Annotated in this window: 14 protein-coding genes; 7 read left to right on the forward strand and 7 right to left on the reverse strand. The window is 47.9% G+C overall.

All coding sequences use genetic code 11. From position 1 onward, the window contains the following. From ABW391_RS19590 to ABW391_RS19600, 3 genes are all read left to right on the forward strand, one after another. Nucleotides 1-1,212 (forward strand): RagB/SusD family nutrient uptake outer membrane protein (locus ABW391_RS19590; RefSeq protein ID WP_353483601.1); only part of this gene is annotated, 1,212 nt, incomplete at its 5' end. 214 nt (nucleotides 1,213-1,426) lie between these two features. Continuing rightward, nucleotides 1,427-4,555 carry a LamG-like jellyroll fold domain-containing protein gene (locus ABW391_RS19595; RefSeq protein ID WP_353483602.1) on the forward strand — a complete coding sequence of 1,043 codons (3,129 nt, stop codon included), beginning with the start codon at nucleotides 1,427-1,429 and terminating at the stop codon, nucleotides 4,553-4,555. Nucleotides 4,556-4,589: 34 nt separating this feature from the next. Continuing rightward, the gene (locus ABW391_RS19600; RefSeq protein ID WP_353483603.1) at nucleotides 4,590-8,699 is read left to right on the forward strand and encodes a LamG-like jellyroll fold domain-containing protein; all 4,110 of its coding nucleotides are present in this window, start codon (nucleotides 4,590-4,592) and stop codon (nucleotides 8,697-8,699) included. A 427-nt stretch (nucleotides 8,700-9,126) separates the two neighbouring features. Here the strand turns inward: ABW391_RS19600 and ABW391_RS19605 are convergent, their stop codons facing one another. The 7 genes from ABW391_RS19605 to bshC all read right to left on the reverse strand — a co-directional run bounded on the left by ABW391_RS19605 (nucleotide 9,127) and on the right by bshC (nucleotide 17,508). Continuing rightward, a complete protein-coding gene (locus ABW391_RS19605; RefSeq protein ID WP_353483604.1) occupies nucleotides 9,127-9,642 on the reverse strand; it encodes an ArsI/CadI family heavy metal resistance metalloenzyme in 516 nt (171 codons plus the stop codon). Between the two features lie 17 nt (nucleotides 9,643-9,659). Further along, nucleotides 9,660-9,992, reverse strand: coding sequence for an ArsR/SmtB family transcription factor (locus tag ABW391_RS19610; RefSeq protein WP_353483605.1), 333 nt, complete (start codon nucleotides 9,990-9,992; stop codon nucleotides 9,660-9,662). A 102-nt stretch (nucleotides 9,993-10,094) separates the two neighbouring features. After that, a complete protein-coding gene (locus ABW391_RS19615) occupies nucleotides 10,095-11,123 on the reverse strand; it encodes a LacI family DNA-binding transcriptional regulator (RefSeq protein WP_353483606.1) in 1,029 nt (342 codons plus the stop codon). 142 nt (nucleotides 11,124-11,265) lie between these two features. Continuing rightward, a complete protein-coding gene (locus ABW391_RS19620; RefSeq protein ID WP_353483607.1) occupies nucleotides 11,266-11,739 on the reverse strand; it encodes a nuclear transport factor 2 family protein in 474 nt (157 codons plus the stop codon). Between the two features lie 128 nt (nucleotides 11,740-11,867). After that, nucleotides 11,868-13,214 (reverse strand): ammonium transporter, encoded by a 1,347-nt coding sequence (locus tag ABW391_RS19625; RefSeq protein ID WP_353483608.1) that lies wholly within the window; start codon nucleotides 13,212-13,214, stop codon nucleotides 11,868-11,870. 230 nt (nucleotides 13,215-13,444) lie between these two features. Continuing rightward, nucleotides 13,445-15,811, reverse strand: coding sequence for a mechanosensitive ion channel family protein (locus ABW391_RS19630; protein WP_353483609.1), 2,367 nt, complete (start codon nucleotides 15,809-15,811; stop codon nucleotides 13,445-13,447). A gap of 59 nt (nucleotides 15,812-15,870) precedes the next feature. After that, nucleotides 15,871-17,508: a bacillithiol biosynthesis cysteine-adding enzyme BshC gene (gene bshC / locus ABW391_RS19635; protein ID WP_353483610.1), complete on the reverse strand. Its 1,638-nt coding sequence runs from the start codon at nucleotides 17,506-17,508 to the stop codon at nucleotides 15,871-15,873. Between the two features lie 178 nt (nucleotides 17,509-17,686). On the opposite strand from bshC, the gene glpK reads away from it, so the two are divergent. From glpK to ABW391_RS19655, 4 genes are all read left to right on the forward strand, one after another. Beyond that, complete coding sequence (gene glpK / locus ABW391_RS19640) at nucleotides 17,687-19,174, forward strand: glycerol kinase GlpK (protein WP_353483611.1); 1,488 nt, start codon at nucleotides 17,687-17,689, stop codon at nucleotides 19,172-19,174. A gap of 126 nt (nucleotides 19,175-19,300) precedes the next feature. Then, the gene (locus tag ABW391_RS19645; RefSeq protein WP_353483612.1) at nucleotides 19,301-20,179 is read left to right on the forward strand and encodes a bestrophin family protein; all 879 of its coding nucleotides are present in this window, start codon (nucleotides 19,301-19,303) and stop codon (nucleotides 20,177-20,179) included. A 231-nt stretch (nucleotides 20,180-20,410) separates the two neighbouring features. Beyond that, nucleotides 20,411-20,695 carry a DUF6958 family protein gene (locus ABW391_RS19650; protein ID WP_353483613.1) on the forward strand — a complete coding sequence of 95 codons (285 nt, stop codon included), beginning with the start codon at nucleotides 20,411-20,413 and terminating at the stop codon, nucleotides 20,693-20,695. Between the two features lie 10 nt (nucleotides 20,696-20,705). Beyond that, on the forward strand, nucleotides 20,706-22,145 hold the full coding sequence (locus ABW391_RS19655) for a serine hydrolase domain-containing protein (protein WP_353483614.1): 1,440 nt from the start codon (nucleotides 20,706-20,708) through the stop codon (nucleotides 22,143-22,145). Nucleotides 22,146-22,195 lie beyond the last annotated feature (50 nt).

Below are 22,195 nucleotides of genomic sequence, written 5' to 3' on the forward strand. Positions count from 1 at the left end.
GTAGTTGGCGGCGACGGCTCGCGACCCGGCTTGACCGAACTGGATTTTTTTACGTTTACCCCACGCACCCAGGAACTGAACGACTTGTGGAAACTCAATTACAAGGGCATCACCCAATGCAATACGGTACTGGACAAAGTGCCCGCCATTGAAATGGATGCCGCACTCAAAAGTCGATATTTGGGCGAAGCACAATTCCTACGTGCCTATTACTACTTCATCCTGAGCCAGGTGTACGGCGGCGTTCCGCTAATCACCACCTTACTTCCACCGGATGAACTCAAACTGCCTAGGGCAAGTTTGCTGGAAATTCAAACCCAAATTCTGAAAGATTGCGAGGCAGCAGCATTGGCATTGCCCCCTACTTACCCCGCTACCTCGGCTGGAAGGGCAAATAAAGGCGCTGCTTTCGGCCTGGCGGCCAAAGTCAAAATTTACCAAAAAGACTGGGCGGGTGCACTGGACTACATTCAAAAAATCAAAGCCCTGGGCATCTACAAACTGGTGGCGGACTACCGGGATAATTTTCGGAAAAATACCCAAAACAACAGTGAGTCGGTTTGGGAAATCCAGCACAGCAACCTCCAACTTGGCCTGGGCAATTCCCTCAACCAATGGTGGGCATCCAAAAAGTACGGAGGCGGTTATGGTTTTGCAGAAGTGACTAAAGATCTAGTGGATGCTTTTGAGCCGGGCGATCCTCGACTCAAATTCACCGTAGCCCGTAATCGCGACGACTATTTCGGGGTGACCTACTTTGCCTCCTTTTCTTCTACCCAATACAGCCCGCTCAAGTACCTCCAATCCGACAAGGAAGCGACCCAAAAAGCGGATGGCGACATCAATTACACCGCAATACGCTATGCCGAGGTGCTGCTTTGGGAAGCGGAGGCACAAGCCGCACTGAACAAGCTAACGGAAGCAAAAATTCCACTCGAAGAAGTCCGTGCGCGAGCACGGGCACAATCGACAACTCCGGCCACTACACTGCCCCTGATCACCCTAAACGACCAGGCGGCACTGCAAGAAGCCATTCGCCATGAACGCCAGGTAGAACTGGCCTTTGAGATGCACCGCTATTTCGATCTGGTACGCTGGGGACAGGCCAGCAAGTACCTGAGCAGCTTTAAAGTGGGCAAGCACGAGTTGTTTCCACTGCCGCAAACGGAGTTGGATTTGAATACAAAATTGCTGCAGAATCCGGGGTATTGATCATTGTGAAATTTTTACATCCGCAATTACTGACTAGCGCAAAGGGGCATACTTTCTAAGGTGATCTAAGGTGCCTTAGGTGGTGAAGAAAAAATATGACTCTTGCGCGCAAGCGCGGAGAGTTTTTGTTTGAACCACTTAAGGCACTTTAGACCACCTTAGTGGGGTCACCTTAGCTAGATCGTATAAGCGACTCCAAAACAATCAGTTGAATATGAGCATAAATGTCATCAAGTTTCGTACATCACTTTTACTCTCGTTTTGGGGTATAGGCATTTTCGCGTTCGCCCAAGCTGGCCAAATACCCATTCCCCGCATTGAGCAAATGCCCAATGAACCCGCGCCTTTCAATATCCGCAATTGGGGACAAGTCGCATTGAAATACGATTCTTTTGTGTACGATGCGACCAAGACGGGCACATACCTGCCCCTGGTTTTTTTCAAAAATGCCGGGGTCAATTACCCTGCATCGCCGGTCTTTGGCCTAAACACGTATGTAGGAGTACCCAACCCAGCCAATGAAGCGATCAACGTATTGCCTTCCCTGGTAGGTGCGAGTTTGATGGGCATAGACAAACAAAAGCAGTTTGGCCGCAATTGGCTGGTACTGGCGCAGGATTTCTACAACAAAGCCAATGGCGAAAACCTTTTCCTCAACAATGCCGGGGCACACAGCGGGCAGGATTGGTGGTACGATATGATGCCCAATGTCTATTTTTACCAACTGACCGATTTGTATCCATTGGGCTTTGGAGAGTCCAAACTTCAGTTTACCAAAATTGCCGATCGCCTCCTGGAGGCTTCAAAAAAGATGGGGGGCAGTGCCGCACCCTGGACCAGCGCTTACCTGAACTACCGCGCCTGGAATTTTGACCAAATGAAACCCCTGACCACGGGAGTCAAAGAACCCGAAGCGGCCGGTGCTTTTGCCTGGCTCCTGTACCACGCCTACCAAAGAATGGGGGACAAAAAATACCTCCAGGGCGCAGAATGGTGCCTGGAATTCCTCAATGACTGGCCGGATAATCCTTCCTATGAACTGCAATTGCCTTACGGAACCTACATCGCGGCCAAAATGAATGCGGAATTGAACACCCGTTACGATGTAGAAAAAATGCTGAACTGGTCGTTCAATCGCGGTGCCCTGCGGGGTTGGGGAACCATCGTGGGCAAATGGGGCGGATTCGATGTGTCTGGACTGGTCGGCGAAGCCAATGATGCGGGCAATGATTACGCCTTCCAGCTCAATGGCGTGCAGCAAGCCGCCGCTTTGGTGCCGATGTTGCGCTACGACAAGCGCTTCGCTCGGGCCATCGGCAAATGGATGCTCAACCTGAGCAACGCCAATCGCTTGTTTTACCCTGGCTTTTTAACCAATGCCCAACAAGACGCCTCTGCCTGGTCGAATCAATACGACCTGGATCGGGTGATCGGCTACGAAGCGCTGCGCGAAAAACTGGGTGGAAAATCTCCGGTTTCAACGGGTGACGCCTTGGCTGGAAAATGGGCGGCTACCAATCTTTCGCTGTACAGCACCTCTTCGATTGGCTATTTGGGCGCCATCGTCAAAAAGACCAATGTTGAAAAAATCCTCTGTTTGGATGTATTGAAAACCGACTTCTTTCACGCAGCGGCTTATCCAACCTATCTGTTGTTCAACCCTTATGCCACAACCCAGCGGGTAGAACTGGATTTGGGCAATGCCCCAGTCGATGTGTACAATACCTTGCAAGAGGCTTTTGTACAAACCAACGTGCAGGGCAAAGTTGCGCTTTACATTCCTGCCAACGAAGCGCAATTGCTGGTGCTGACCCCCACTGGAGGGGTGGCCAGTTATGTTGAAAACAAATTCTTGGTAAATGGAGTCGTTGTCGACTATCGTCAATCCAAAATCAAATTGAACGCCAGACCCCGCATTCAGGGCATCGGGGTTAAAGACAGTACTTTGGTCATCAATGACCAAGTGAGCGTTTTTGGACAAGCCATCGACCCTGAAGGCAGTGCCTTGGAGTACCTGTGGTCGGTGAACAAAGGCACAGTGTTGGGTAAGGGGAAAACCGTCCAGTTCAGCACCCCTTCTGAATCAGGGCAAATTCAGCTCCGACTGATCGTAAAGGACAGTGCAGGACTTGCAGACACAGCAAGCCTGTTGATTAAGGTAGTTGCAGCCATCAACAAAGCCCCTGAGATCATTGTCCTGGAAAAGTCAGCAGCATACACTGCACCCAACGGCAATTTAACCTTTACCTGCCTGGCCAAAGATGCCAATCAGGATCCACTGGTCTACGCCTGGTCGGCCACCGGAGGTAGCATTCAAGTTGTGGGTGCTAACGCCAATTGGAAAGCACCAGGTACAGAAGGCTTGTACACCATCAATGTAGAAGTCAAAGACCCCGGGGGCTTAAGCGCAAAAACCAGCAGTAAAATCTGGGTACGGGTTTTTGCACCAGCGGAGGGTGACCTGGTTGCTTTTTATCCTTTTCAAGGCGATGCCCGCGACATGGGTCCTAATCACCTGGACGGCCAGATAAATCGTGCCCGCATTAGTACCGATCGCAATGGAATAAGTGACGAAGCTTTTTCTTTTGATGGAAAAACCCAGCACATCCTGGTGCCAAACAATGCGCTGCTCAATTTTGACAAAGCCATCACACTCCTGACCTGGTTCAAGGTCAATGCCACGCCCGACCGGGAGAGTTTTTTGTTGTCGCACGGCAGTTGGCAACAACGCTGGAAGTTGTCTCTTACTCCAACCCGACAGCTTCGCTGGACACTCAATTCCCTCAACGGCATCAAAGACATCGATTCTGCTACCGAACTTTTGCCCGGACAATACCACCAAGCCACCGCAACTTACGATGGCAGCTACCTGGCGCTTTACCTGGATGGCGAGTTGGAATCCGTGACTCCTTTTACCGGAAAAATCAGGACAACCACTCTTCCCTTGCTGTTTGGACAAATGTGGCCCGACGATGCCCAATACAACTTTGCCGGGGTATTGGACGAAGTGAGGCTGTACAACTATGCACTCCCTCCCGACAAAGTAAAGAACTTATACAAGAACAACACGACTACGCACACACAGCAGTTTTCAATCAGTGATGCACCATTGCAGGTCGCGCCGAACCCGTTTTCTCATTCCATCCATCTGCTAGATGCTGCCTGGAAAGAGCACCGTGGAATCCTACAACTCTATCAGACCGATGGAAAAATGATCAAGGCATGGACGCTGGAGAAGTTGAGCAACAATTCGCTCGACTTGTCTTACCTACCTGCAGGCTCATATTGGTTGAAGCTGTCTTCAAATGGGCAGGTGAAAGCCCAACTAATCATTAAACAATAAGTGCATCTCTGCGATGCGCCAAATCCACAACCCAATGAAATTTAAAATACACATGCTGAAACTCCTTTTTTTGAGCGTCCTCTACGTTGGAGTGCTCAAAGGGCAAACGCCATTAGCGAGTTATCCCTTTGATGGATCAGCAAAGGATGTTTCTGCCAATCGCAACCATGCGGTTGTAAATGGTGCCGTACTGAGCGCCGACCGTTTCGGTTGGGCAAATAAGGCATTTTACTTCGATGGGGTGCAAAGCACCTTGCAAGCACCAAATCTCAGTGTTTTGAATACAGTCAAAACCACGGTCTCCTTTTGGGTAAGGGTAAAAGCCCTTCCAACTCAGGGAGAAGTTTTCCTGCTTTCTTTTGGCGGCTGGCAAGAACGTTGGAAAATCTCCCTGCCCAGTCATGGCAAACCCGTCTGGACAACCAACCACACCAATGGCATTTCGGATATGGATTCCGGTGATGGAAACACCTTGGTAGCAGGAGTATGGAAACACGTGGCTTTTGTGCACGATGGCGCCAAAAACCTCATCTACATGAACGGGGTAAAAGTGGCCGAAAAAGCCGTAGTAGGCAACCTTAGCAACACCAGCAAGCCCTTTGGAATTGGCTTTAATGCGGTAGATGGAGGCAATTTTTTCAACGGAGACCTGGATGAACTCAACGTCTTTGGAGATGCGCTCACTGGACCGGAAATTGCTGCCTTGTACGCTGCCCAAGGTACTGCACCCTTGTTGGCCAAAGGTTTGTTGAGCCATTATGCTTTTTCAGGCAACACCAAAGACCAAGGCATTCTGGCCAATCACGCGGAAGGCAAAGACCTCACTCCAAGAACCGATCGTTTCGGTTTTGGCAACTCAGCCTATCGTTTTAATGGCACTTCTTCTCAATTGACCGCGCCACCAACTGCGCCCCTCAATTCGCCCAAAGCATCGATCAGCTTTTGGGTAAAAGTGAACAAACTGCCCGCCAACGGCGAAGTCTTTTTGCTTTCTCACGGCGGCTGGCAAGAACGGTGGAAAATCTCCCTGCCTAGCCACGGCAAACCCGTATTTACCACCAATTATGCCAATGGCATTTCCGACATGGATTCTGGCGATGGCAATGCCCTCGTACCCGGCAAATGGACGCATGTGGTGATGGTGCACGATAGCCTCAAAGACATCATTTACCTGAATGGCGTATTGGCCAATTCCAAAAACGTTGTGGGCAACCTCAACGCCACCAAATTCCCCTTGGGCATCGGTTACAACCCCATCGACGGTGGCAACTTCTTTGATGGTGATTTGGACGAAGTGCAATTGTACAATACCAATTTGAGCTTGCAGCAGGTCAAAGACTTGTATACCGCTCAGTCTACGTCTCCAGTTACGCCGTCTCCATTGGTAGCAGAATTCAAATTTGCGGGCAACTTCCAGGATGGTACTGCTTTCAAAAACGATGGCGTCAGTAGCGGCGCACCGCTCAGTACCGATCGCTTTAGCCTGGCCAACAACGCAGTAAGCTTCAATGGAGCTGAACATGTGGATGTCGCCAATTCTGTGGCTTACAACAGCCCCAAAACCACCATCAGCTTTTGGATCAATGTAAAAACATTTGTTGGCAGCGGTGAATACTACATTCTTTCTCATGGTGGCTGGCAGGAACGTTGGAAAATCTCTTTGCCGAGTCATGGCAAGCCGGTTTTTACCACCAATTATGCCAACGGCATTTCCGACATGGATTCTGGTACGCCTTTGATCCTCAATACCTGGACGCACGTGGTGATGGTACACGACAGCCTCAAAGACATCATCTATTTTAATGGGGCAAAAGTGAATGAAAAAGCCGTTGTGGGCAGCCTCAACGCTACCAAATACGATCTGGCCCTGGGGTACAGCAACATCGACAACAACAACTTTTTCAAAGGCAGTCTGGACGATCTGCAAATTTACAACCGTGCGCTCAGCGCGCTCGAGGTAACGAATTTGTTCGATGCCCAAAAACTACCCACTCCAATAGCGGGTGACCTGGTAGCGGAATACAAATTCAACGGCAACGGCGAAGATGCTACCGCCTACCGCAACCACGCCAACCTGGGCAAGGCAGTACTGGACAAAGACCGCTTCAACAAGTCGAACAAAGCGCTGTTGTTGGATGGCAAAACCACCGAAGTGAGCGCCAGCAATTCTGCGCAGCTCAATTCCGATTTTACCACCGTGAGTTTTTGGACAAAAATCAACAACCTACCCGGCAACGGTGAAGCATTCTTGTTGTCGTTTGGCGGCTGGCAAGAACGTTGGAAAATCTCACTGCCCAGTCATGGCAAGCCGGTTTGGACAACCAATTACGAAGGCGGTATTTCCGACATGGACTCTGGTGATGGCAATGCCCTGGTGACGGGCAAATGGACACAAGTGGCCATGGTACACAACGGCACACAAGACAAGATTTTCATCAACGGCAAACCTGTAGCAACTAAAAATGTACCGGGCAAACTGAACAAAACCACCAAGCCCCTGGGCATTGGTTTCAACATCATCGATGGTGGTTCGGTTTTGGATGGCCAACTGGACGATATCCTGATCTTTAAAAAAGCCTTAAGCGATGCGCAGATTGATTCTCTGTACAAAGCCCAAGCCATTGCACCTGTACTCAGCGACACGATTGCACCTGATGCTCCGCTGAATCTGGTCGCATTGGCTAAAAATACCACCGTTTCGTTGGATTGGCGGGATGCCGCTGACAATGTTGGGGTTACGGCTTACAATATTTTTCAGGATGGCAAAAAAATAGCCACGACTGCGCTGTCAGAAGCAGCAGTAGTGGGATTGAAACCATTGACCAGCTTTGTATTTGGCGTTACTGCGCTGGATGCGGCGGGCAATGAGTCTAAGCTGACCAGTACAACCATTAAAACGGGCGAGGATGCCAGCCCCGATACGAAGGCACCTACTAAACCAGGTGCGCTCAAAGCAGATGTGGGTACTTTTACGGTAGTCCTATCCTGGGTGGCTTCAACTGATGATCGCCAGGTTGTCGGGTATGTCGTTTTGGTCGATGGCAAAGTAGTGGATACGCTAGCGGGTACTGCAACTTCGTTTGTGGTTTCTGGATTGGAAGCGGTCACCCCTTACACCTTTGAGGTTTATGCTTTCGATAAAGCGGGCAACAATTCCGATTATGCCGATGTAACCGTTACCACAAAGCCAAAACTTGTGACCAGCGAGCCAGGTCTGGTTGCCTGGTATCCTTTCGAAGGCAATGCCAACGATGCGACGCCTTACAACAACCACGGCGTTATTGGTGGAAATCCGGTGTTTGAAACCGTTAAAAATCGTTTGCGCCCGGGCGGTAAAGCCCTCAAGTTTGATGGCGTAAAGGATTCAGTATTGGTACCTAACGGGGTGCAGCTGATTTCTGATTTCACCACGGTGAGCTTCTGGATTCGGGTAGACAGCATCAATGCCAAGGACGCCGAAGCATACATCATCGATTTTGGCCACTGGGATCAACGCTTTAAAATTTCGCTGCCTCAGCACAAGCGCATTGTATGGACAACCAATAGCAAAAACACCCAGTTCCCGAATTTCATCTCGGACATGGATGCCAAAGATGGCAACGAACTGCTTTTGCGTGATTGGTGGCATGTAACCATGGTACACGATGGCAAAGACGATGTCATCTACATCGATGGCAAGGAAGTAAACCGCAAGCCTGCCGTAGGTGTGTTGAATCCCACCACCCGCCCCATGGGCATTGGCAACAACGCCGTGGATGGTGGACAATACTTCATCGGTGCTTTGGACGAATTGAAAATCTACAATGTAGCACTGACTACTGCCGAAATTGCCCGCTTGTACCGGAATGGGGTAACCAGTTTGAAAGACCTTCAGGCAGATTTTGGACGCTACATCCGCATCGCTTACCCGAACCCTGCCGTCAACGAAGTGTCGATCGTGCATACCCTCCCTGGCAATCAGGATTTGTTGGTAAGGGTCTTGGATTTGAGTGGTCGCCAGGTTGGTGCATTCAAATTTGACAAAGGCAGCCTGGGTTCAGGCAACCTTACTTTGAATGTTGCAAACTATCCTACTGGTACTTACCTGGCCAATTTTATCTTGGGCGGTAAGAATATGGGATCAGTTAAATTCATCAAGGAATAATCAACCGTTAGCGGTTTTCGGAGGGTTTCTGTGTTGAAACCCTCCGAATTCTAATTCACTCACATTCCGCAGTAAACGCTGTATTCAGGTCGTTGCAAACGATAAAATTTCTACGGATGTGCTGAGCAGTTGAACCGCTATTGAATACTTGTCACTTTTTGCCTGATGCAAAAAGTAACCAAAAAAATCAAGGCTGTATTGAAATCCTACGATTTTGCGAAAGCTCCGGCGGCGCGAAAAAAACTCGTCCCTCCTGCGTCGGGACTCAAACAGTTTTTCGCTTAACCCGCCTCCACTTCCGCAAAATCGGGATTTCAATAAGGCCTTTTTCGCATTGCCGTGGATATTTTAGATTAGACGAAATATTATTGGTGCTGCGTAATGTGAGTGATTTAGTCTGGTCTTTTGACTAAAGAACGCGTTCTGCTCAACAACAAGCAGCTTTTTCCACTACGGCCTCGGTTGCAACGTTTGCATTGCAGCCACAATCGCTTTTTACCTGCGCTGCGGAAACGGTGCAGCAAGCCGATGCGGTTGCCAGCTCGTAGTGTGGATCGTTGAATTCGGCATCTTGATGAAAGTAATAAACCTCCCATTGTACCCCATCCGGATCGTTGGCCCAAAATTTGTCTTGCGTGGCGTAACAGCAATTGGTGCCAATTTCCTCTTTGGATACCAGATTTTGTTCCTTCGCGGAAGCGAGTTTGGTGTTCAACTCTTCGAGGGTCTCTACCTGGAAACCCATATGCCCAAAATTGGATTGTACCCGATCCTTGTTTTCGACAAATGAAATGATCAGCGAGGGTTGACTCAGTGTATATTTTGCGTACCCTGGTTTTACCTTTTCAGGCGCCTGTCCGAAAAACGAGGTATAAAATGCAAGCGTTTTGGCCAGATCACTTACGTACAGGCTTACGTGCATTCTTGGAAATTCGTGGTTCATGTGTATAGATTTAGTGGTTAACAACATTTTGATTTTTTGGCCAACATCCCTTCCGAAATATTGGTGAAATAACTTTGCATGACTTCCAGTGCGGTTTCATCGATGCAATAGCAAATGGCATTTCCTTCTACGTTGCCCTTGATCAAACCCGCATTTTTGAGTTCTTTCAAATGCTGGGAGATGGTGGGTTGCGCCAGTGGCAGTTCGTTCACAATATCGCCGCATATGCAGGTGTCTACCTTTAGCAAGTAATCCATAATGGCTATCCTGGCGGGATGCCCCAGTGCTTTTGCCAGGGTTGCCAGTTGATTTTGACGGGGAGTAAAGTGATCTGTTTTGGTTGCGCCCATTGTTTATTTATTTATCGCAATATTGCGATAAATGTAAACAAGAAACAAGTACTCCAGAAATATTTTTTTCAGAAGCGAAAGAAAGAAGTCAAAATCCACCAGTTAGATTGTCCTCAGGGAAGACTCCCGCACCAACAACTCCGTCTTTAAAACCACCGTTTCGTGTGAAAATTTTTCTTTGTGTTTGCTGTGCTTGAGCAATTGCTGTGCTGCAATTTTGCCCATCTCCACTGCTGGATGGGTAATGGTGGAGAGGGGAGGATCGATGATCGAAGAGATGGGATCGTTGTTGAATCCGATAATGGCCAATTGTTCGGGTACTTTGATGCCCCGTTTTTTGGCGCATTGGATGGCACTGATCGCAGTGGTATCATTGGGGCAAAAAAGGCCATCGGGAGGATTGGGTAAACTGAACAATTGATTGGCCAATTTGGTGCCTTCTTCCAGGCTCAGGCTGTTGCCAGAAATCATCAGTTCCTCTTCAATGGGGAGATGGTGTTTTTGTAAAGCTTCGCGGTACCCTCGAAAACGCTCTTTGTATACATTGCGGTGTTGTGAGCCTACAAAATGAGCGATGCGCTTGCATCCTTGCGCTATCAGGTGTTCCGTGGCCATAAAACCTGCTGCAAAATTGTCGATGATCACGCGATGGGAAGCTACCTCTTCCGGAACCCGATCTACAAAAACCACGGGAATGTTGCTGCGGAAAAACTCTTCAAAATGATCGTACTGTAAGGTCTCGGTAGCCAGTGAAACGATCAAACCACTTACGCGACTGTTGTACAAAGCTTTAGCATTGGCCACTTCATGGTCATAACTGTCATGCGATTGGGAGATCAACACATTGTAGCCTTCCTGACGGGCGGTATCTTCGATTCCACTGATCAGAGAAGAAACGAAGGGGCGATTGATCAGGGAGATGATTACGCCAATGGTGTTGGTTTTGCTGTTGCGCAGACTGGCTGCAATTTGGTTGGGGCGATACCCTCTTTCCTGAGCGAGCTTTTTTACCAATTGAATGGTCTCTTTACTGATGCTGGGGTGTTCTTTGAGCGCTCGTGACACGGTGGAAGGTGCTACGTTCAGTTCAGCGGCAAGGTCGTGAATCGTAACCTCTTTATTGGGTTTCATTTTTTATGGTTAGGAGTATGCTTAAAAAAACATTTAAACATACTCAAAGGCAGAATCTGAGCAAAAAAAGGGCACAACAAAGAAAGCAAATTTTGCGCAATCGATTGTGCAAAAAATGATATTCTATTTTGATTGAGCTAATTTACCCCTTTTGCATAAACTTCGCCAAATTGCCCATTGCAGTAGTACTGACTTTGTTTTTGAAAAAAGAGGTCCAACCAAGCAGTACTCCGGTCAACCCAAAAGCTTGTCTGGCCCAACTGTAAAAATTAAAACGATCCACGTGTTTTTTGATTTTTCCACCTTCAAATTCAAAACTGGCTTTGATTTTATTGAGCACTTTGCGGCCCGTCAAGGATAGGGTATAGCGGGCTTCCCAATAGGCGCTGCCGTGGGTATCATTGGCGGTGATGTCCCTGAATTCTAGTTCGAGGTCTTTGCCATTGCGGATCAACATCTCCCACATGGCGCGTGCCTGAGCCGCATTGAGGTTGCGAAATGCCTCGTCGCTAAAGGTGGCTTCATCGGCATAGCAAGCTTGCATGCCCTGGTAATCCTTGTTTTGGAAAGAGGTATAAAAGGTTTCAATCAGGACTTGATTTGGGTGCTTTTCCATGGTTTGGTGTATTTGCTTTTAAAGATAAGCAATTATTTTTGCGGTAACCTATTCCGATGGCAACAACAAAAAACGGGTCTGATGCCATGCACGAGACCCGTTTTTCTTTATCCTGAATTAACGCTTGATTATAGTGCCAATTCAACAACTGTTTCTTCGTGTTGGCTGATGTCCAGACCTTCTTCTTCCTGGTCTTCAGATACCCGCAACGGAGAGATCAAGTTGGTCAATTTGAAAACCAACCAAGAACCTACACCGGTGTAAGTAACTACAATTGCCAATGCAATCAAGTGGCTGATCAACAGTTTTGGGTTGCCAGTAGCAATCAAACCACCGAAAGACTCAGTAGCAAAGATGGCAGTCATCAACATACCAACGATACCTCCAATACCATGACATGGGAACACATCCAATGTGTCGTCCAGACTGGTGCGAGACTTGCGTACAACCGCATAGTTGGATACGGTAGCAGCAACTGCACCGATCAGCAAACTTGGTCCGAAGTTGATGTAACCGCAAGCAGGGGTAATCGCTACCAAACCTACTACGGCACCAATACAGGCACCCAATGCAGATGGTTTGCGACCGCGCATGGTGTCAACCAGGATCCAGGCAATAGCCGCAGCAGCTGAAGCCAGGTTGGTGTTGACGAAAGCAGTTACCGCCTGGCCATTTGCAGCCAATGCAGAACCACCGTTGAATCCGAACCAACCGAACCAGAGCAAACCAGTACCCAGGATCACGTAAGGTGTATACAATACTGCGTGAGAGTGTCCTTCAACGTGGGTTTTTCTTCTACCCAATACTCTTGCGCCAACCAGTGCCGCGACGCCAGCAGAGATGTGTACTACCGTACCACCCGCAAAGTCGAGAACGCCCATTTTGAACAAGAATCCTTCTGGATGCCATGCCCAGTGCGCCAATGGAGAGTAGATCAAGATACTCCACAGTACAATGAAGATGATGTAACTCCAGAAACGCACCCGCTCAGCAAATGAGCCAGTGATCAAGGCAGGAGTAATGATCGCAAACTTCAACTGGAAGGCTGCAAACAATACAAAAGGAATACCTTGGTTGATGCCAGGGTTGGCTGCAGGTGCAGTGCCTACTCCGTTGAACATGAAGTGCGTCAGTGGATTGCCAACAAACCCGCCTAGTGAATCACCGAAGGCCAAACTAAACCCTACTACATACCAGATCACACTGATGATACCCAGTGCGATAAAGCTTTGCAACATGGTTGAGATGATGTTTTTTGAGCTTACCATACCACCGTAGAAAAAGGAAAGTCCAGGTGTCATCAGCAGTACCATACTGGAGGCAACCAGCATCCATGCGACGTTTCCTGAATCAAATGTTACTCCCTCAGCCGGTGTTGGAAAAGTGGCCGGATATACCGACGCGATGGCAGAGATAATGAGGAGCAGCACAAAGCTGAACGTAGCCATCGGCTTGTTCGTAATCAATTGTGTCATACCGTTTCCGTTTTAAAGCTTTAGTTGAATATTCTAAAAGCAGTTGTGAAAAAAAAGTTTGGTGTTGCTTTAGTTGTATGACAAAAGTACAAGTATTTCTTTGAAATATTCCCAAATATGGGCAATGAATTTTACCTAAATTGAAAATTAAGAATAAAAAAGAAGAATCAGGGGACTCAAAAAAATAATTTTTAAGGATTTTTCCCCTCTACACAAATTTCTTTGGTAAATCAGAGCAGCCCTTCGTTCCGCAAAGTGGTATATATTCTTGAAGAAAGACTGTTTCGTGCTTGTTTGCCAGGGTAATTGGTCCAAAACTGGATGCTGAACACCTGCTGACCATTGGCATCCATACCTCCGTAATTCACCATTGGCTCGGGCTGCGTGAGTACTGCTTCTTCCCGGATTGCGCAAGCTTTGACCATTTCCATTACCCGTTTGGGGTCAGAATTTGCACTTGTGCCAATTGACAACTCATACATTCTGGGCCCAGCAGATCTGGCGTGACTGACGACTTGCTTGTGGATAAGATCGGTATTGGGAATGACCAGAATTCCCCCTTCAATTTTTCGAATGCGGCTGCTGCGCAATTTAATTTCCAGGATTTCCCCTTCTTCTCCATTGACCACAATACTATCACCAACCCGGAAAGGGCGCTCAAAAATCAAAACCAAGCCAGCCAAGATGTTTGCTACAAAACTTTGCAGGCCAAATCCCAATCCGATGGCGAGGGCTGCTATGACCAGACTCAATTTTTGTAGGTCAAAACCAATATAACCGATGGCCAACAATACGCCCAAGAAAACCAATAGGTAATGCACAATGTGGCCAACGGCCATCGGGATTCCGTATTCAAACTGGAAACGCTCCAGGATTTCTTCTTCCAAAAGGTATTTCAATAATTTTCCAATCAGCCAAGAACCTGCTATAATACCAGAGAATCCCAATACCCCGCCCACAGTGAGCCGGATGGTGCCAAAGCTGTACCCTGCGCTCCAGAATTGCCCAAAAGCATACTCCAATGGCCCCAGGAGGTGCAGGGCATTGAGAATAAATCCAAACCAGACCAATACGCCACTGATGCGCAAGAGTTTGCTCGTGCTGCTCAGGAAAATGCCCCGGTCTACAGCCAGTACACTACCTTCCTCTACCGGACGCAAGTTGAGTACAAACCTCAGCAAGCCTTCTACAACCATCGCTGCGCTGAAAATAATCAGTCCGGTAAGGATGATTTTTTCCAAAGAAAGGTTGAACACTTCCGCCAGGGTATCATAGCCTGCAATGTTGCCTAGCACTGCAATACTGGCCACCACCAAAAAGATTGGAGCCGCAAACTGCATGATGCGGGCAAATACAGCACTGGTTAAGGGCTCTCGAAACCATTGTCGGTCGCGGAATCCAACTGAAAATACAAACAATCCCAACAAGATGCTTTCCAGTAGCATAAACCAACGGAAAATGACCTGATTGGCAATGGCCGACTTGAGCATCAGGTGCACAAAAAAAAGCGCACCGACCAGGTAGATGCTCCAGCGAATGTTGGGGATCACAAATCTTGGCACAATGACCACAAATGGCACAATCAAGGCCATTACGATTATTTCACTGAATACCGAAGGTCTGTTGGGGTAAAGCAGTGGCGTCATCAAGAGGGTGATCAAGAATGCAGTAGTGAGGGGTTTGGAAAAAACAATCTCGGTGGCGAGGTTGAATTCTTCCTGCCGATTGTATTTGCGGTCTTTTTTGAAAAAAGAATTGCCCAACATAAAAAACAACCCGATACCCAAAAAAAGCATCAAGTGCAGGAACATCCGGTCGCGATTGTTGCGCAGAAACTCCTGGAATTCTTTTTTGAAATAATCCAGGGCTACTTTGCGGTAGCTTTGTTCCGCACTGGATTTGGCACTCAAGGGTACCTCAAACAGGATCTGACGGCGATTGCTGAGCATGCTTTGCAACTCCAGTTTCTCCAGACCCTCCATGTTGGACAAATGGTACTGGTTCAGGAGTTTTTGGTCGAGTACACTGCTTTGCAAACTGAGCAACTCGTTGGAACGGCGCTGCAAGGCCGTGTCGGCCTTATTGAGTTCCATTTGCAATGAATCCACGCGTTGGCGCACTTCCGCAGGAATATCTTTAGAGAAAGACACCTCGGTCAATTCCCAGATGATCTTTTTTTTGCTCAATTCGTCGCGCAAGGTTTGGAGCTGAGCAGAGTAGCCTTGCAGTTGGTTTTCATCTGCCTGAGACTGTCGGAAATAGCGGCGCCAGCGCCCGGCCAAACTTCCACTGATGCGGCTGGCCACCTGTTGCTCCCACACATAATTGGAGGTTTTTTGCAAGCTATCCGCGGCTCGACGCAAGGAATCTACCGATTGATGTACGTCTCTGAGTACTGTACTTTGTCGCAGGGCTGGCCAAAGTTGGTTGCGCAGAAAAAGCTCGGAATTGCCCAATTCTTCTGCCAACTCTGGAAGAGGAATTGGACTGTTTGACCTGGCCGTATCCATCGGCAAAACCGAGGATTGAGCGAAAAGAGGCAAGGTTAATAGGGTCAGGATAAAAAGGATGGTATAGCCTCTGGTTGATTTGCACATATTTGCCGCGAATTAAGAACGGAAAGATAGAGAGAAATCAGGAATTTTTTGCGTCATACTTAATCCCGCACCACCACAAATCCCTCCACAAAAGGATCGATCACTTCTTTTAGGGCTTCGCCAAAACCTTCCCCGTATTTCATATAAAAATTCAGAAAATTATCCGTCCTTTCCTGCAAGCCATTGCCTGGAAACAACTTCTCTTTCAAACTGCGAATCTGATTGATGCCCGTTTCGTGTTTTTGTTTTTCGGCGCGTACCAGGCGGCCTTCCAGTTGCTCCAGTACTTTTTCCTGCTTGACTGCTTCTGCCAATACTGCTTTTTCCAAGGTTGGATCCACGCTCAACGCTTTTATGCGCACTTGCTCAAACAGGGTCTTCAATTGAGCCATTTCTGACTGGAGACTCAGTTCTCCTTCCGAGTTGAGTGCCACGTATTGCTTGATCAGAAATTCGGTATCGATGAACAGATCTTGCACCCGCAAACCGAGTTTTTCCATGCGGCCAGACGTAGCTTTGTCGATCCAAAGCAAAGAGTTGCGGCGGATCAACACCGGAAAATTGATGCCAAAATGGGCAAACTGGCTTTTGCGCTCCAACCAATACGCGATTTCGCCACCACCACCCACATAAGCCAGGTTGGGGAGTATCAATTCTTGAAACAAAGGGCGCAGCACCACATTGGGGCTGAATTTTTCTGGATGCGCCTCCAGTTCTGCTTCCATTTCAGCAGGCGTAAAGCGCAAATCGGTATTCAAAACGCTGAAAAAATCGCCATCGCGCACAATGCGGTCGCGGCGATTGGGTTGCAGGTAAAACAGGTTGATGTCGCGGGCATGCGCCTGACCAGAAAAACCAGCAGCCGTCAACGCCTCTTGCGCAACCGAGATCAATGCCTGTGAACTTTGCTGAAACAGCTCCTCCCGCATGATCGGGATGAACAGGCGCTTGAAGGCTGGAATGTTCATGTTCAGCGCCACCAGGCCGTATTTGCCAAAGAGGCGATTCACCAGATCGATGGTGGCATCGGCGTACAATTCGTGACCAGTGTATGCAGACTCGATTTGCTGGTAGATAAAACTGCCATTTTCGCTTTCTCCCAACACCTCTTTTAGTTGTTCCAAAACCTGAGCCAGGGTAGCGGTCGACATATCGCCACAAGAACCGCCTACTGCATCGTGTTCCCAGCGCAAGGTTTTGCCAAAAAGGTTCGCGTGGTTGATTTCGTCAAAATCGTGGTCTTCTGCGCCATTCACCAAAACGGGTACGAAGCTGTAATCAGGATAAGTCATGCGCAACTCTTCAGCCAGATTAATCGCAGTGAAGATCTTGTACCAATAAAACAAGGGCCCGGTGAATAGGCTGGGTTGGTGGGCCGTTACAATTGCAAAAGTATTGGGGCTGGCCAACAACTCGATGTTCAGGTTTACATTGGAATGGATGTTGAGTCCCTGGTATTGCGTGCGCAAGGCAGCTACCAAAATTTCCCGATTGATGGCACTACCAGATTTATCTTCAATGGTCTGCTTGAAAGCATCCAGGGTTGGGCTGTATTGATAAAAGGGACGCAGCGCCGGATTTTGGGTGGCGTAGGCTACGTCTTTGGAGGCCAGTTGTGGCACGGTTGGATAAGGGAGGATGGTTACGTCCATGTCGAGTATTGTGGTTAGTATAGCGTTTTTTTGGGGTGCAATCATTTTGCACAAAAAAATTTTATATTTGGAGTTGAAGAAGGAGTGGGTTGCGCCTCCAGTCGCTTCGGCGCTTCGGCTACGCTCAGCGACCGAAGGCGCAACCCCCTCCTTCCTCAACTCCTCTAAATGAGATTAACCTCAAATTAGTTTTAACCACTGCTTAAATTCTCCTTTTTCAATCATGCAAAAATACATTCTTGCCCTCGATCAAGGCACCACCAGTTCTCGCGCCATTTTGTTTGACCACGATGGCAACGTAGCTGGCGTACGCCAGCAGGAGTTTACCCAATTTTACCCTCAGCCAGGTTGGGTAGAGCACAATCCGCTCGAAATTTGGAACACTCAACTTGCGGTTGCCCGCGAAGTACTCCAGGCTAACGGCGTTCAACCGCATCAAATTGCGGGAATCGGCATCACCAACCAACGCGAAACAACGGTGGTTTGGGACAAAAATACCGGCCAACCCGTATTCAATGCCATTGTGTGGCAAGACCGCCGTACCGCCGCGATTTGTGATGAACTCAAAGCCCAAGGCGAAGAAGCGTACATAAAAGCGCAAACAGGTTTGGTGGTGGATGCCTATTTTTCGGGCACGAAGGTAAAATGGATTCTGGACAATGTAGACGGTGCAAGAGAAAAAGCAGAGCGGGGAGATTTATTGTTTGGAACCATTGACTCCTGGTTGGTCTGGAAACTGACCGGCGGTAAAGTGCACATCACCGATTATTCGAATGCCTCGCGCACCTTGCTGTACAACATCCAAAAACTGGAATGGGACCAACATTTGCTCGGTGTACTGGGCGTGCCAGCCAGTATGTTGCCTCAAGTGAGTCCTTCCAGCCAGGTGTATGGCCATACCAGTGCAGACCTTTTTGGTGCAGAGATTGCCATCGGTGGCATTGCGGGAGACCAGCAAGCTGCCCTCTTTGGTCAGGGTTGTTTTCAGCCCGGCGCAGCCAAAAATACTTACGGTACGGGTTGTTTTATGCTGATGAATACGGGCAAGGAGCGCATCCAATCCAACGCAGGCTTGCTGACTACCATTGCCTGGGGCTTGAATGGTGAAGTGCATTACGCGTTGGAAGGCAGTGTGTTCATTGCCGGAGCCGCCATCCAATGGCTGCGTGATGGACTAAAGATCATCGATGAATCGCCGGATTCCGAGTTTTTTGCCATGAAAGTGCCCAGTACGGATGGGGTTTACGTGGTACCTGCCTTTGCAGGCCTGGGCGCGCCATATTGGGACATGTACGCGCGGGGTGCCATTTTTGGCTTGACACGGGGCACGCAAAAATCGCACATCATCCGCGCCACCCTGGAGTCGCTGGCCTACCAGACCAAAGACGTGCTGGGGGCAATGGAAAAAGACGCAGGTACACCACTGGCGGTTTTGCGCGTAGATGGCGGCGCGTGTGCCAACAACCTCTTGATGCAATTTCAGGCGGATATCCTGGGGGTAAGCGTAGAGCGTCCCAGAATCATCGAAACTACTGCCCTCGGCGCTGCTTACCTAGCAGGTTTGGCTTGCGGATTCTGGACGATGGAAGACCTGCAAAACAAATGGCACCTGGATCGGGCTTTTCATCCCAATATGACGGATGAGGCGCGGACTAAACTCTATAAAGGCTGGCAAAAAGCAGTAGAGCGAACGATGGGATGGGAGGAGTGATTTTTTCAATGTCCAATATTCAATAATCAATGTCCAATGTCCACGCGGGTTGGAGCAAACCAATAATTTTTTAACCTGCGCTGAAATAAGCGCATGTTAAAAAACGATTTTTCTAAAATAGGCAGCATGATTAGTCATAACCCAAAGGATTGGATCACTTTTATTTTCCGTTTTCACCGTTCGGATACCGTTCGGCGTCTATTCCCAATGATTGTATTGATTTCGCTGTATTCAGCGGGTGTGGCTTACCTTGAAATAGAAATATGGCAATTGAGTGAAAAGAGCCATGTACGCAATGTTTCGGTGATGCATACTTTATTGGGTTTTGTGATCTCCTTTTTGCTGGTCTTTCGCACCAACACGGCTTATGAACGCTGGTGGGAAGGCCGGAGGCTCTGGGGCGCCCTGGTGAACACCAGCCGCAACCTTGCCATGAAGTTGGCCGCCCTGCTGCGCAACGAGCAGGAGGAAAAGGATTTTTTTCGAGTCATGATCCCAGCCTATGCTTCCGCATTACAAAGACACCTGAGCAGCGAGGATACCCGCGTGGAACTATTTGACAAACTGCCCAAAGGCTTGCAAGAAAAACTTGACAACGAAAAACATATCCCTAATCAAATTGCGGCTCTGATGTACGGTCGCATATTGTCTCTGGCTGAACAAGGTAAGTTAAGCGGCGATCACCTGATTTTTCTTAATCCTGAGCTCCAATCTTTTACAGACATTTGCGGTGCTTGTGAGCGCATCCGCAATACTCCTATTCCTTATTCCTACAGTGTATTCATCAAAAAGTTCATCTTTTTTTACATCATGACGCTACCCTTTGGCTATGTATTTTCGCTAGGCTATTATGTGGTGCCCATTGTGGCTTCTATCTTTTACGTATTGGCCAGTTTGGAAATCATTGCGGAAGAAATTGAAGAGCCTTTTGGTGCCGATGAAAATGACTTGCCACTAGACAAAATCAGTCGAAACATTCATATGCACATCGGTGAATTGATCTAATCGTGCGCTGGTATAATGCCTGTAAAAAGCTACTTTTTAAGCCCTCGCTGGCACAAGTGCGACATTGTACCAGCGGGGTCTGTTCTACTTTTTTGGCGTTGTTTTGCTTCGAAATGCGAAGATTGGCAACCCATTAGCCACTAAGCCCGTTCTCATAAATTTTGTATTATTGGGGGCTGTTTTAATGCTTTTGACTTGGGTCGTAACCGTTGTTACTCAACTTGCAAAAAAATGAAAGGAGAACAAATTCAAACCCTACATCCCTTACCTGGCAAAACGAACAAGCGCATTGCCCTGGAAAAATACGAGGCAATCAAGGAGCAGATCTTGTCCATTTTGAGCCAATCCGAGCTGACGCACACCGAGCTGATGGAGCAATTGTACGCCAATGTAAAGGATAACTTTGAAGGTGGCGTTCAATGGTATGGGGAGACGGTAAAACTGGATTTAGAAGCAAGGAAAGTGATTGAACGAACGGGAACCAAACCAGAAAAGTATCGCTTACAAAACCCTTAACCGACAGACCATGTACCCAAAAAAAATCCTCCTTCTACTCATCAGCCTCATCCTTGGGCAAACAGGTTTTAGTCAAGACAAAAAGACCAAGTTAGCCGAAATGATGAAAACCTATCACAACTACAACATGTTTGATGGGGCGGTATTGGTGGCTGAAAATGGGGAAATTGTTTACAAGGGTGCCTTTGGCCTGGCCAATCGGGAATGGAATATTCCCAATCAGACCGACACAAAGTTTATGATTGGCTCTGTTTCAAAGCCTATCACCGCCACCTTAATGCTCATCCAAGTGCAAAAAGGCTTGATTCATTTAGACAGCACGATTGAAGCTTATTTACCCGAATTTAAAAACAAACCTGCGGCAAAAGTAAGCATCCGGCAATTGCTTGGCCATACCTCTGGCATCCCCAATTATGACATCATCAAAGACTTTTTCCCAAGAATAAGTCGTCAAAATTTCACTCGCGAAGAATATGTAAAGGTATTTATCGACGCACCGCTGGCCTTTACACCCGGCACCCACTATGCTTACAGTAGTTGGGGGTATTTTACGTTGGGCTACATCATGGAAAGGGTCACCAAAAAATCCTATGCCGAACTCATGTCGGAGGACATTTTTAAAAAGCTGAAAATGAATGACTCAGGGTCGTATTATCACACCCAAATTGTACCCAAGCGGGCCACGGGTTATGATTATAGTTTCGGAGGGTATACTTCATCGGATTTCAGGGATCAATCCAATACAATGGGCACTGGCGATCTTTACTCAACGGTGGAAGACCTTTTCAAATTCCACATGGCTTTGGCCAATAACACCTTGCTGAATAAAGAACTGACAGCTGAAATGTTTACTCCTGGCATTGAATTGGCTCGGTATGGGTATGGGTGGTTTAATCAACAATTTAAATACACAAAAACGGATAGTGTCGCCTCCAATTTTCACCTGGGCATGACTGATGGGTTTATTTCTTTTATCCGCCGAGTTCCCACCACGAAGACTGTAGTGGTCGTTCTTTGTAATAGTTCGCCAACCGATTTTTTTGGCATCACCAATAATTTGTACAAAGTCCTATACAACCAGCCCGTTGTTTTGAAGCAGCCGGTGCACAAAAAAATGGAAACTTACATCAATCAACTCGGCGCAGAAAAAGCAGTGGCCGAATACAAAAAAATGAAAGCGGATGCGGAGCATTATTACATCGATTGGATTTCGATGAACTTCATTGCCGAACAGCTCCTTACTTTAAAAAGATATGAGGACGCAAAAATCATTTCGGAAAACAATGTGAAAGAGTTTCCGGACAAGGATTTAGTGCTGGTTAACATGGGCAACATTTACCTTGCGCTCAACCAAAAGGAAGCCGCTATTCAGGTGTATAAAAAAGCCCTTCAAATAAACCCTCGGTATGAAGAAGCAAAAAATAGGTTGAAGGAGTTAGCCGACAAATAATGAAGTAAATCTGTTCAACCATTGCGGCGCTAAAAACCAACAACATGGCA

Source organism: Haliscomenobacter sp. (assembly GCF_040403615.1).
Classification (GTDB): Bacteria; Bacteroidota; Bacteroidia; order Chitinophagales; family Saprospiraceae; genus Haliscomenobacter.